This is a genomic window from Actinosynnema sp. NPDC091369 (assembly GCF_044757065.1).
Classification (GTDB): domain Bacteria; phylum Actinomycetota; class Actinomycetes; order Mycobacteriales; family Pseudonocardiaceae; genus Actinosynnema.
The window spans coordinates 490,849-503,112 of the sequence record NZ_JBIVUG010000003.1; the positions used below are offsets into that span (position 1 = coordinate 490,849).

13 protein-coding genes are annotated in these 12,264 nt (G+C 71.5%); 12 read left to right on the top strand and 1 reads right to left on the bottom strand.

The genetic code is table 11. The features are described 5' to 3' along the window. The first annotated feature begins 4 nt into the window (after window positions 1-4). The 7 genes from ACIQMJ_RS14845 to ACIQMJ_RS14875 all read left to right on the top strand — a co-directional run bounded on the left by ACIQMJ_RS14845 (window position 5) and on the right by ACIQMJ_RS14875 (window position 6,659). The gene (locus tag ACIQMJ_RS14845; RefSeq protein ID WP_499761503.1) at window positions 5-799 is read left to right on the top strand and encodes a ribonuclease HII; all 795 of its coding nucleotides are present in this window, start codon (window positions 5-7) and stop codon (window positions 797-799) included. Continuing rightward, complete coding sequence (locus ACIQMJ_RS14850) at window positions 799-1,122, top strand: DUF2469 domain-containing protein (RefSeq protein ID WP_033431454.1); 324 nt, start codon at window positions 799-801, stop codon at window positions 1,120-1,122. Before ACIQMJ_RS14845 ends, ACIQMJ_RS14850 begins: the two co-directional genes overlap by 1 nt. A gap of 199 nt (window positions 1,123-1,321) precedes the next feature. Beyond that, a complete protein-coding gene (locus tag ACIQMJ_RS14855) occupies window positions 1,322-1,675 on the top strand; it encodes a YraN family protein (protein ID WP_499761504.1) in 354 nt (117 codons plus the stop codon). Next, complete coding sequence (locus ACIQMJ_RS14860; RefSeq protein ID WP_499761505.1) at window positions 1,675-3,186, top strand: YifB family Mg chelatase-like AAA ATPase; 1,512 nt, start codon at window positions 1,675-1,677, stop codon at window positions 3,184-3,186. The genes ACIQMJ_RS14855 and ACIQMJ_RS14860 overlap by 1 nt, the downstream gene beginning before the upstream one ends. Before the next feature lie 340 nt (window positions 3,187-3,526). After that, window positions 3,527-4,675, top strand: coding sequence for a DNA-processing protein DprA (gene dprA, locus ACIQMJ_RS14865; protein ID WP_499761506.1), 1,149 nt, complete (start codon window positions 3,527-3,529; stop codon window positions 4,673-4,675). A 33-nt stretch (window positions 4,676-4,708) separates the two neighbouring features. Beyond that, window positions 4,709-5,686, top strand: a complete 978-nt coding sequence (locus ACIQMJ_RS14870) for a tyrosine recombinase XerC (RefSeq protein ID WP_499761507.1) — start codon at window positions 4,709-4,711, stop codon at window positions 5,684-5,686. Continuing rightward, the gene (locus ACIQMJ_RS14875; protein WP_499761508.1) at window positions 5,661-6,659 is read left to right on the top strand and encodes a FliA/WhiG family RNA polymerase sigma factor; all 999 of its coding nucleotides are present in this window, start codon (window positions 5,661-5,663) and stop codon (window positions 6,657-6,659) included. The genes ACIQMJ_RS14870 and ACIQMJ_RS14875 overlap by 26 nt, the downstream gene beginning before the upstream one ends. A gap of 473 nt (window positions 6,660-7,132) precedes the next feature. Here ACIQMJ_RS14875 and ACIQMJ_RS14880 read toward each other — a convergent pair whose 3' ends face one another. Then, window positions 7,133-7,702, bottom strand: a complete 570-nt coding sequence (locus ACIQMJ_RS14880; RefSeq protein ID WP_499761509.1) for a M23 family metallopeptidase — start codon at window positions 7,700-7,702, stop codon at window positions 7,133-7,135. Between the two features lie 351 nt (window positions 7,703-8,053). Between ACIQMJ_RS14880 and rpsB the strand changes: the two genes are divergently transcribed. The 5 genes from rpsB (at window position 8,054) to ACIQMJ_RS14905 (ending at window position 12,257) form a co-directional block, all read left to right on the top strand. Continuing rightward, entirely contained in the window at window positions 8,054-8,911 is an 858-nt protein-coding gene (gene rpsB / locus ACIQMJ_RS14885) for a 30S ribosomal protein S2 (RefSeq protein WP_499761510.1), read from the top strand. Window positions 8,912-9,059: 148 nt separating this feature from the next. After that, entirely contained in the window at window positions 9,060-9,875 is an 816-nt protein-coding gene (gene tsf / locus ACIQMJ_RS14890) for a translation elongation factor Ts (RefSeq protein WP_499761511.1), read from the top strand. Window positions 9,876-10,014: 139 nt separating this feature from the next. Beyond that, entirely contained in the window at window positions 10,015-10,725 is a 711-nt protein-coding gene (gene pyrH / locus ACIQMJ_RS14895; protein WP_141984185.1) for a UMP kinase, read from the top strand. A gap of 46 nt (window positions 10,726-10,771) precedes the next feature. Then, complete coding sequence (gene frr / locus ACIQMJ_RS14900; protein WP_141981148.1) at window positions 10,772-11,329, top strand: ribosome recycling factor; 558 nt, start codon at window positions 10,772-10,774, stop codon at window positions 11,327-11,329. Window positions 11,330-11,390: 61 nt separating this feature from the next. Then, the gene (locus ACIQMJ_RS14905) at window positions 11,391-12,257 is read left to right on the top strand and encodes a phosphatidate cytidylyltransferase (RefSeq protein ID WP_499761512.1); all 867 of its coding nucleotides are present in this window, start codon (window positions 11,391-11,393) and stop codon (window positions 12,255-12,257) included. The last annotated feature ends 7 nt before the right edge of the window (window positions 12,258-12,264 follow it).

A 12,264-nucleotide genomic window follows, 5' to 3' on the forward strand; every position in this document is an offset into this window, starting at 1 on the left:
ACAGGTGATCCGCAAGCCGCCTCGTGTCCAGGTTCGGCAGACCGCGGGCATCTGGGCCTTCGAGGCCGCGCTGGACCGGCGCGGTTTCGGTCCGGTGGCCGGCGTGGACGAGGCCGGTCGGGGCGCGTGCGCGGGGCCGCTGGTGGTGGCGTCGTGCGTGCTCAAGCCGGGTGACGCGGCGAAGTTCGACGGGCTCACCGACTCGAAGCTGCTCACCGCCGCCGCGCGGGACCGGATGTACGACCTGGTGCTCAAGCGGGCCCGGGACTACGCGGTGATCGTGATCCCGGCCGCCGAGGTCGACCTGATCGGCGTGCACGTGGCGAACATCGAGGGCATGCGGCGCGCTGTCGCACGATTGGGTGCACATCCCGGGTACGTCTTGACCGACGGCTTCCCGGTGCCCGGTCTCACCGCGCCGAACATGCCGGTGGTCAAGGGCGACCGGGTGGCGGCGTGCGTCGCGGCGGCGTCGGTGCTGGCCAAGGTCACGCGGGACCGGATCATGACCGGGCTGCACGAGGAGCTGCCCGTCTACGGGTTCGACGTGCACAAGGGCTACAGCACCCCCGAGCACGCGGCGGCGCTCGCGGAGCACGGCCCGAGTGCGCAACACCGCTGGTCGTATGCGAACGTGGCCGCCGCGGCGCAACGGCACGGGCTGGAACCGCCGCACGGGGTGGCGCGCGGCGTGATCGCCGCCGCCGTGGTCCAGAATGGGACAACCCCGCAGACCAGCGGTGGCAGGCTCGCGACGAGGAGGGGCGCGGATTCGATGATTACCCGCGCGGAGGCGTAATGAGTGCAGAGGATCTCGAGAAGTACGAGACCGAGATGGAGTTGTCGCTGTACAAGGAGTACCGCGACATCGTCAGCCAGTTCTCGTTCGTCGTGGAGACCGAGCGGCGGTTCTACCTGGCCAACTCGGTGGACGTGCAGGTCCGCAACGCGGACGGCGAGGTCTACTTCGAGGTGCGGATGTCCGACGCGTGGGTGTGGGACATGTACCGCCCCGCCCGGTTCGTGAAGAACGTCCGGGTGATCACCTTCAAGGACGTCAACGTCGAGGAGCTGGACAAACCGGAGCTGAGGCTGCCCGAGGACGGTCCGTTCAACTCCTGATACCCGCAAAGTCGCAGGGGCCTGCCCGAAGGGGCGGGCCCCTTTGCGTCTTTCGCCCCATACCACGCGATACCGACAATTTCCCTCGCGCTGTCCACAGCCCCTGAAGTTGTCCACAGCCGGCGAACTCCCCCTCGCCGGCCTCCCTCCCGCTCGGCAAGGTCGGAACCAGGACCGACCGATCGCGGGGGAGTGGGACATGGGCACGGCAACCGAGTTGGGCCGGCGCGGCGAGGACGCGGCGTGCCGGTACCTGGAGCACCAGGGGCTGTCGATCCTGGCGCGCAACTGGCGGTGCGACGACGGCGAGCTGGACGTCGTGGCGACCGACGGCGCGCGGCTGGTGGTGGTCGAGGTGAAGTGCCGTTCGGGCACCTCGCGGGGCACGCCGCTGGAGGCCGTGACGCCGGAGCAGCTGGAGCGGGTGCGCAGGGCGGCGTTGCGCTGGCTGAGCGCCCACCGGGTCGGCCGGGTGGAGATCCGGTTCGACGTGATCGCGATCGAGTGGCCGCCCGAGGGCCGGGTCCGGCTGCACCACCTGCGGGGTGTGTGATGGCGCTCGCGCGGACGTGGTCGGTCGCGTTGTTCGGTGTGGACGGCGTCCCGGTGGAGATCGAGGCCGATGTCGGCGTCGGGACGGTGAAGACGCAGCTCCTGGGCCTGCCGGACGCCGCGCTGCACGAGTCGAAGGACCGGGTGAAGGCGGCCGTGCGCAACAGCGGGCACGACTGGCCGTCCCAGCGCGTGACGCTGGGCCTGTCGCCGGCCACGCTGCCGAAGAACGGTTCCGGCTACGACCTGGCCATCGCGTGCGTGGTCCTGGCCGCGGCCAAGGTGATCCCCGGCGAGCGCCTGGCCGGCACGGTCCTGCTGGGCGAGCTGGCCCTGGACGGCCGGGTGCGCGCCGTCCGGGGCGTGCTGCCGGCGTTGGTGGCGGCGAGGCGGGCGGGGCTGACGGAGGCGGTCGTCCCGGTCGACGTGCTCCGCGAAGCCGCGCTGGTCGACGGGATGGCGGTGCACGGCGCCGCGACCCTGGTCGACGTCCTGTCGTGGTTGACCGGCGAGCACACCCTCCACCGCACCACCCCGCCCGCCCTGGCCCCGCCGCCGGACGGTCCGGACCTGGCGGACGTCATCGGCCAGCCGGAGGCGAGGTGGGCGCTGGAGGTGGCGGCGGCGGGCGGGCACCACATTCTGCTGACCGGCCCGCCGGGGACGGGCAAGACGATGCTGGCCCAACGCCTGGCCGGCCTGCTGCCGCCGTTGTCGCGGGAGGAGGCGTTGGGCGTCACGGCGGTGCACTCCGTCGCCGGGCTCCTGACCCCGGAGTCGCCGCTGGTGACCACGCCTCCGTTCATCTCGCTGCACCACTCGACGTCCACCGTGGCGCTGATCGGCGGCGGCACCGGCATGGCGAGGCCCGGCGCGATGAGCCGAGCCCACCGGGGCGTGCTGTTCCTGGACGAGGCCAGGGAGTTCGGCGCGGCCAAGCTGGAGGCGCTGCGCACCGCGCTGGAGGAGGGCGAGGTCCGGCTGGCGCGGCGTGACGGCATCGCCCGCTACCCGGCCCGGTTCCAGCTCGTGCTGGCCACCAACCCGTGCCCGTGCGCACCGCCGAAGGACATCGACTGCGTCTGCCTCCCGGCCGCCCGCAGGCGCTACCAGAGCAAGCTCTCGGGCCCCTTGCTGGACCGGGTGGACCTGCGGGTCGTGATGCGGCCCCTGACCGCGATGAGCGGCATCGAGGTCTCCCCACCGGAACCGACAGCCGCCGTCCGCGAACGCGTGCACAAGGCCCGCACCCGTGCCACCGAACGGTGGTCCGCCCACGGCTGGCTGACCAACGCCGAGGTCCCGGGCCCGGCCCTGCGCCGCGAGTACGCCCTGCCCCGCCCCGTCACCTCCGTCCTCGACCGAGCCCTGACCACCGGCACGTTGACCGGCCGCGGCGCCGACCGCTGCCTCCGCGTCGCCTGGACCCTCGCCGACCTGGCCGAAGTCGACCGCCCCACAACCGACCACGTGGCCGCCGCCCTGGAATTCCGAGAGCGCAGGAAGTCATGACCACCCACCCCGCCGCATCGCCGGAACCACCCACCTCCACCCAACCCTCAAGCTCCCCGCCCGCCACCCCGACCCGTCCCACCCCCATCACCTCACCCTCGGCCCTCACCACCACTGCCACCGCCACCGCCCTCGACCAGTCCCCACCCCTCTCGCGGACCTCCGCTTCGCCGACTTCCACCCCGGCCCTCGCGCCACCGACCGGGCTGTGGCGGAACCCGTCCCAGGACCCGTCGTTCGTCCCGTCCTCCCTAGCGCGAGCGGTGCCTGAGCTCGGGCCTCCCGTCGCCGAAGCAGGCCCGGCAGCCGGGCCCAGCCGGGACGAATGGTGGCGGTGGTCGTGAGTGGCGACGAAGTCCGGTTGGCGCGTGCCTACCTGTCGCGGGTGGCGGAACCGCCGGCGGCGGCGTTGGCCCGGTTCGTGGCCGAGGTCGGTCCGGTGCGGGCGGCGGAGAGGGTCCGGGCCGGTGAGGTGCCTCCCGGGGTCGGTAGCCAGACGTCGGCGCGCCGGGCGTTGGACCGGGCCGAGGAGGACCTGGAGGCGGCGGCGAAGATCGGTGGGCGCCTGGTGATCCCGGAGGACGACGAGTGGCCTCGTTGGCCCTTCAACGCCCTGACGATCGCCGCCGCCAACGGTGTGCGGTGCGGGGTGGAGCCGTTGGCGTTGTGGGTCCGCGGTGAGGCCGGTCTGGCCGCGATCACCGAACGGGCGGTCGCGGTGGTCGGCAGCCGGTCGGCTTCCGGGTACGGGCAGCACGTCGCCGGCGAGTTCGGGTTCGGGCTGGCCGAGGCCGGGGTCACGGTGGTGTCCGGTGCCGCCTTCGGCATCGACGGGGCCGCCCACCGGGGCGCGATAGTGGCGGGCGGCCTGACGATCGCCGTGCTGGCCTGCGGGATCGACGTCGCGTACCCCTCCGGCCACCAGGCCCTGCTGGACCGCATCGCGAGCCAGGGCCTGGTGGTGAGCGAGTACCCACCGACGCACACGCCCGCGCGTCACCGGTTCCTGACGCGGAACCGCCTCATCGCGGCCCTCGCCGAGGGCACGGTGGTGGTCGAAGCCGGACGGCGCAGCGGTGCCAAGAACACGGCGGCGTCGACGGCGGCACTCGGTCGGGTGCTCATGGCCGTTCCCGGACCGATCACGTCCAGCAGCTCGTCCGGCTGCAACGAGCTGCTGCGATCCGGGGTCGCGCTGCCGGTGACCAGCGTGGCCGAGATCATCGAGTCGACCGGTCGGCTCGGCGTCGACTTGGTCGAGGCCACCAGGAACACCGACACCGGACCGCCGCAGGGTGACGCGATGCGGGTCTTCGAAGCGCTGGGGCTGACGTTCGGGCACAGCCCGGAGGCGATCTCCGTGGAGTCCGGAGTGGAGCTGGCACGGGTGCGCGCGTTGTTGCCCCAACTGGAACTGGCCAGTCTCGCCGAGCGCGTGGAAAGCGGTTGGAAGCGCTCCCAGAACGGGAGTTGGCGTGGCGATACTTGACCAAGAGCGCTTGAGGGCGCAGCGTCAGGGGCTATGTCCCCGCAGCCGCCCGCTCGGACACGTCGTGTCGACCTGGTTCGCCTGCGTCGCGCGCTGCCCGCGGACGTGGCGACGGCCCTGGACCGCTACGAACGCCACCTCGCGATGGAACGCGGCCTCTCGCCGCATACGATGCGCGCCTACCTCGGCGACGTGGTCGCCCTGCTGGTCCACTTAGCCGGCGGCACGCCCGACAACGCCACCGTGGAAGCGATCGACCTGGCCGGGCTGCGGTCGTGGCTGGCTTCCCAGCACTCCGCAGGCGCGAGCCGGACGACGATGGCCAGGCGTGCCGCGTCCGCCCGCACGTTCACCGCCTGGGCCGCCCGTGACGGACTGCTCGCCGCCGATCCCGGCCCGCGGCTCTCCGCACCCCGGCCCCACCGGACGCTCCCCGCAGTGTTGCGGCCGGAGCAGGCCGACGCCGCCATGGCAGTTGCCGGAGTAGGTGCGGAACAGGGCGATCCGGTTGCGCTGCGTGACCGGGCCGTGGTGGAGTTGCTGTACGCAACAGGTGTCCGGGTCGCCGAGTTGTGCGGGCTCGACCTCGACGACGTGGACTACTCCCAAAGGGTGATTCGGGTTCTGGGCAAGGGTAGTCGCGAACGCACCGTGCCGTTCGGCGTTCCGGCCGAACGGGCTGTACGGCGCTGGGTGGAACACGGCCGATCCGCCCTGGTCAACGACCGTTCACAACGCGCGCTGCTGCTCGGTGCGCGCGGCGGTCGGCTCGATCCGCGTACCGCCAGGCGAGTTGTCCACGATGTAGTGGGTGCGGTACCCGGCACGGCCGACACCGGGCCCCACGGCCTGCGCCACTCCGCGGCCACGCACCTGTTGGAAGGGGGAGCGGACCTGCGCACCGTCCAAGAGCTTCTTGGTCACGCTACGCTCGCAACGACTCAGCTCTACACACACGTCACCGTCGAACGGCTGAAGGCGATCCATGACCGAACCCACCCCCGCTCCTGACGTCGCAGGGGGAGGTTCGCGGACCGCAACCGTGACCTCTCCCTCCGCCGCGCACGTCGGGACCTCGTCGGCGGCGCGCACCGCGACTGGGACGAACGGTCACCACGTCGACGACGAGCCGCTGCGCACGAACGGACACGCCCTGCCCGCGGCGCCGGGCAGACCGGCCCACGCGGCGTCCGAGTCGCGCACCGCCGATGACGTGGAAGCCGGGATCATCGCGCTGTGGCACAACTACGGCGAATCCCGCCTGCAAGCCCTGCGCGACCGCCTGGTGCTGCACTACGCGCCGCTGGTGAAGTACGTCGCCGGCCGGGTCGGCACCGGCCTGCCCGCGCACGTCGACGTGGCGGACCTGATCCAGTCGGGCATCTTCGGCCTGGTCGACGCGATCGAGAAGTTCGAGCCCGAGCGGGGGCTGAAGTTCGAGACCTACGCCATGCAGCGCATCCGCGGCGCGATCCTCGACGACCTGCGCTCGCAGGACTGGGTGCCGCGCTCGGTCCGCAGCCGCGCCCGTGACGTCGAACGCGCCCTGGAACGCCTCGGCGGCCGACTCCAGCGCACCCCGACCGACCGCGAGCTCGCCGCCGAGCTGAAGATCGGCCTGGGGGAGCTGCGCGAGCTCTACGCCCAGCTCCAGCTGACCAGCGTGGTCGCCCTGGACGAGCTGATCGCCGCCGGCCGCAGCACCGGCGGCGCGGGGTCGTCGCTGGCCGAGTCCCTGCCCGACGAGGGCGCGGAGGACCCGATCGCCACCCTGGTCGACCAGGACAGCCGCCGCCAACTCGCCGACGCGATCGCCCAGCTCGCCGAACGGGACCGCGTCGTGGTCACCCTGTACTACTTCGAGAACCTGACGCTGGCCGAGATCGGCAAGGTCCTGGGCGTCACGGAGTCCCGCGTGTGCCAACTGCACACCCGGGCGGTGCTGCGGCTGCGCACCAAGTTGAACGAGCAGCTGGAGGCTTGACACCCGACCGCCACCGGCGTCGGTCGACCTCCAACCCGGTAGAGCGCCGCGGTTCGGTGGTGGGTCCTGACGCGCGCCGCGAGCTGGTGAGCCGCCGGCCTGGCTGATTGCGGGATGCGCCGGGCACGAGCCGGCAGGGCCTTCGCCGCGCGAGGACACGGGTCGGCCGCGCGGGACCACCGCCAAGTCAGGGCGAGAGGGCTGCGGGACCTGTGGGTCGGCACCGGGCAGTGGCCTCGGCGGTGCGAAAAGCCGGTGTCGGGAAGCCGGGGTTCGGTAGCTGGGCAGGTGTGGCCGGATCAGATGTGACCAGGTCAGACGTCGGTGGACGAGGGATTGCTGGTTGCGGGGTCAGGCGTGGCTGGGCAAGGGTGGCTGGTGGGGAGTGGCCCGGTAAGGGGCGAGGTCGTGGCGAGTGGTGCTGGTAGGGCGGGCGGGTTGTCTCAGGGCGTGGGGCCGGTGGTGGGCGGGGGTCAGCGGTGAGTGGGCTCGTCCAGAGGTGGGGATGAGGGCTTCTGGCAGGGGCAGGTGGGGTGGGGGAGTAGGCGGACGCGGCCGTTGGTCAGCAGGTGCAGGGGGTCGAGGTAGGTGCGGGAGCGGGGTGGGGTCGGGCGGACCGCGCCCCAGTGCAGGCAGGCGTCGGTCGGGCAGCCCTCGTGGCCCGGCTGCAGGGTGCCGATCGGAGTTCCCCGGCGGACCCGCTGGCCGCGGTGGACGGTGGGGTGCACCGGTTCGTAGGTGGTGCGCAGGCCGCCGGGGTGGAGCAGGGAGACGAGCCGGCGGTCGGCCACCGGGCCCGCGTGCAGGACCACGGCGTCGGCGGCGGCCAGGACGGGGCTGCCCGGTGGGGCGGCCAGGTCGACGCCGCGGTGGCCGGCGGCGTACTCGGTGGCCGGGGGGTCGAAGGTGCGGACGACCCGGTGCGGTGGGGCCAGCGGCCAGGTGAAGCGGGGTGGGCGGGACGCCCGCGCGAGCGGGGCCAGGGGTAGCGTCACGGTGGCTGTCAAGGCCAGGACCAGCAGTGTTCGCATGGTGGGAGTCATGGGTCCAGGGTCGCCGGGCGCACCTGCGGCTACCAGTGGCTTCGGCTCACCTGTGGACAACTCGCGGGCCTGTGGACAACTCCCGGGCCCGGTTCGTGGTTCTCCGCCTGACCGGCGTACACTCGGTCCGCGGCCCGTGTGAGTGCGGGGCGACTTCGCGTGCCAATGCAGATCCGACCGAGTTTCGGCGTGGTCGAGTCACGGCGTCCAGCGGTCCAGAGGTGAGCTGCCTCCGGTTCGGACGGCGGCAGGGGCACCAGGGCGGCGGTCCGACCCGGCCCGCCGCGATCAACCGGAACGCGCGCCGGCCCACCGCCAGGCGCGCCTGAACGAAGAGGTGCGAACCCGGCCATGGCCGTCGTCACCATGAAGCAGCTGCTCGACAGCGGCGTGCACTTCGGGCACCAGACCCGTCGCTGGAACCCGAAGATGAAGCGCTACATCTTCACCGAGCGCAACGGCATCTACATCATCGACCTCCAGCAGACGCTGACCTACATCGACCGGGCTTACGAGTTCGTGAAGGAAACGGTCGCGCACGGCGGGTCGATCCTGTTCATCGGCACCAAGAAGCAGGCGCAGGAGGCCATCGCCAACGAGGCCCTCCGCGTCGGCATGCCCTTCGTGAACCAGCGCTGGCTGGGCGGCATGCTCACCAACTTCTCCACGGTGCACAAGCGCCTCCAGCGGCTCAAGGAGCTGGAGTCGATGGAGCAGACCGGCGGTTTCCAGGGTTTCACCAAGAAGGAAATCCTGATGATGAACCGCGAGAAGGACAAGCTGGAGCGCACGCTCGGCGGTATCCGCGACATGTCCAAGGTGCCCAGCGCCGTGTGGATCGTGGACACCAAGAAGGAGCACATCGCCGTCGGCGAGGCGCGCAAGCTGAACATCCCGATCGTGGCGATCCTCGACACGAACTGCGACCCGGACGAGGTCGACTACCCGATCCCGGGCAACGACGACGCGATCCGGTCCGCCGCGCTGCTGACCAAGGTCGTGGCCGAGGCCGCCGCCGCCGGTCTGATGCAGCGCTCCGGCGCGCGCACCCAGGCCGCCGACGGCGCCGACAAGCCCGAGCCGGGCGTCGGCACCGACGAGCCGCTGGCCGAGTGGGAGCAGGAGCTGCTCGTCGGCGCCGAGGCGACCGAGGCGCCGGCCGCGGCCCCCGCCGCCCCGGCCGAGGGCTCCGAGGCCGTCCAGTCCTGATCGCGAGCACGCCGCGCCCGCCCTCCACGGCGGGCGCGGCGTACCCGCAGGACCGGCACCGACCCGCTCCCCAGCACCACACCCAGCGCGTACACGCGTCGGCGAGCGAAGCCGACGATCAGACCGCAGAAGGAACGGAAATCGCACGATGGCGAACTACACCGCCGCTGACGTGAAGCGCCTCCGCGAGCTGACCGCCGCAGGCATGATGGACTGCAAGAAGGCGCTCGAGGAAGCCGAGGGCGACTTCGACAAGGCGGTCGAGATCCTGCGCATCAAGGGCGCGAAGGACGTCGGCAAGCGCGCCGAGCGCACGACCTCCAACGGCCTGGTCGTGGCCGAGGACGGCGTCATGATCGAGCTGCGCTGCGAGACGGACTTCGTCGCCAAGAACGCCGACTTCCAGGAGCTGGCCTCCCGGATCGTCGCGGTCGCCAAGGCCACCCGCCCGGCGGACGTCGACGTCCTCAAGGCCACCGACCTCGACGGCAAGGCCGTCGACGCGGTCGTCCAGGAGTTCTCCGCCAAGATCGGCGAGAAGCTGGAGCTGGCCAAGGTCGCCGTCTTCGACGGCACCGTGACCACCTACCTGCACCGCCGTGCCGCCGACCTGCCGCCCGCCGTCGGCGTGGTGGTCGAGTTCACCGGCGACAACGAGGACGCCGCCCGCGGCGCCGCGATGCAGATCGCCGCGATGCGTCCCCGCTACCTCACCCGCGACGAGGTCCCCGCGGACGTGGTGGCCAACGAGCGCCGCATCGCCGAGGAGACCGCTCGCGAGGAGGGCAAGCCGGAGGCGGCGCTGTCCAAGATCGTCGAGGGTCGCGTGAACGGCTTCTTCAAGGACGTCGTGCTCCTGGAGCAGGCTTCCGTGACCGAGTCCAAGAAGACCGTCAAGGCTGTCCTGGACGAGGCCGGGGTCACCGTGACCCGCTTCGCCCGGTTCGAGGTCGGCCAGGCTTGATCCGCGTGAGGGCGGGGTTGCGCGCAGACGTCGCGACCCCGCCCTTGCCGTGTCCAGAGGAGTACCTGTGAGCGCAGAGGTAGATCACCCGAAAGCGGATCACGCCGACGAGCAGCCCGTCCACGGCTACCGCCGGGTGATGCTCAAGCTGGGCGGCGAGATGTTCGGCGGCGGCGGTGTCGGCGTCGACCCCGACGTGGTGCAGACCGTCTCCCGCCAGATCGCCGCGGTCGTGCGGACCGGGGTCCAGGTCGCGGTCGTCATCGGCGGCGGCAACTTCTTCCGCGGCGCGGAGCTGCAGCAGCGCGGCATGGACCGCAGCCGCGCCGACTACATGGGCATGCTCGGCACCGTGATGAACTGCCTCGCCCTGCAGGACTTCCTGGAGCGCGAGCACGGCATCGAGACCCGCGTGCAGACCGCCATCACGATGGGCCAGATCGCCGAGTCCTACATCCCCCGCCGGGCCATGCGGCACCTCGACAAGGGGCGCGTGGTCATCTTCGGCGGCGGCGCGGGCATGCCGTACTTCTCCACCGACACGACGGCCGCGCAGCGCGCGCTGGAGATCGGGTGCGAGGTCGTGCTGATGGCCAAGGCCGTGGACGGCGTCTACACCGCGGACCCCAAGATCGACCCGGACGCGCTGATGTTCGACAACATCACCCACCGGGAAGTGCTCGAACGCGGCCTGAACGTCGCCGACGCGACCGCGTTCAGCCTGTGCATGGACAACAACATGCCGATCATGGTCTTCAACCTGCTCACCGAGGGGAACATCGCGCGAGCCGTGCGCGGTGAGAAGATCGGCACACTGGTGAGCACCCCCGGTGGTCGCCCGTCCTTCTAGACCTGCTGGGATTCGAGCCGAACTGCGCACACCAAGGGAGTCAGCCGTGATTGACGAGACCCTCCTCGACGCCGAGGAGAAGATGGAAAAAGCGGTGTCCGTGGCGAAGGAGGACCTGGCCGCGGTGCGCACCGGCCGTGCCAACCCCTCGATGTTCTCCCGCATCGTGGTCGAGTACTACGGTTCGCCCACCCCGCTCAACCAGCTGGCCAGCGTCGCCATCCCGGAAGCGCGCATGGCGGTGATCAAGCCCTACGACGCGAGCCAGCTCAACGCCGTCGAGAAGGCCATTCGCGACTCCGACCTGGGCGTGAACCCCAGCAACGACGGCTCGATCATCCGCGTGGTGATCCCGCAGCTGTCCGAGGAGCGCCGCCGCGAGATGGTCAAGGTCGCCAAGGGCAAGGGCGAGGACGCCAAGGTGTCCGTCCGCAACATCCGGCGCAAGGCCAAGGAAGAGCTGGACCGCCTGGTCAAGGACGGCGAGGTCGGCGAGGACGAGGGCACCAGGGCCGAGAAGGAACTGGAGAACGTCACGCACCGCTACGTCGCCCAGATCGACGAGCTGGTCAAGCACAAGGAAGCCGAGCTGCTCGAGGTCTAGGCGGTCACGTCGGGGTCGACGGGTCGGGTCAGCAGTCCGCGCGCTTCAGTACGCGGCCGTGATGGGAGCACAACAGGTGTCAGGCGGCGGTGACCAGGGCGCGCCGGAGAAGAGCGCGTCACGCGCGGGGCGCAACCTGCCCGCGGCCATCGCCGTGGGCGTCGGCTTGGGCGCGGTCATCCTCGTCGCGCTGCTGACGGTGCGCGAGCTGTTCGTCGGCGTCGTCGCGATCGCCGTCGCGGTGTCGGTGTACGAGCTGGCGGGCGCGTTGCGGCGGGGCGCGGGCATCCGCGTCGGCCTCGTGCCCGTGCTGCTGGGCGGGCAGGCCGTGGTGTGGCTGGCCTGGCCGTACGAGCGCGGCGGTGTGCTCAGCGCGTTCGTGGTGACGATCCTCGTGTGCCTGATCTGGCGGCTGAAGGACGGCGCGGACGGCTACCTGCGCGACGTCACCGCGTCCATCTTCACGGTCGCCTACGTGGCCGTGTTCGCGTCCTTCGCGGTGATGCTGGTCGTGCCGGACGACGGGGTGTTCCGCGTCCTGGCGTTCCTGATCGGCGTGGTCCTGTCCGACACCGGCGGCTACGTGGCCGGCGTGCTGTTCGGCAAGCACCCGATGGCCCCCACCATCAGCCCGAAGAAGTCCTGGGAGGGTTTCGCGGGCTCGATGGTGGCGGGCATGGTCGGCGGCGCGCTCACCGTCGGCCTGATGCTCGACGGCCAGTGGTGGCAGGGCGTGCTGTTCGGCGCGGCCCTGGTCGTCACCGCGACCGCCGGCGACCTGGTCGAGTCGCTGATCAAGCGCGACCTCGGCATCAAGGACATGGGCACGCTGCTGCCCGGTCACGGCGGCCTGATGGACCGGATGGACTCGCTGCTGCCGTCCGCCGTGGTCGCCTGGCTCCTCCTGCACGTGTTCGTGCCCGGCTAGGTCGTTG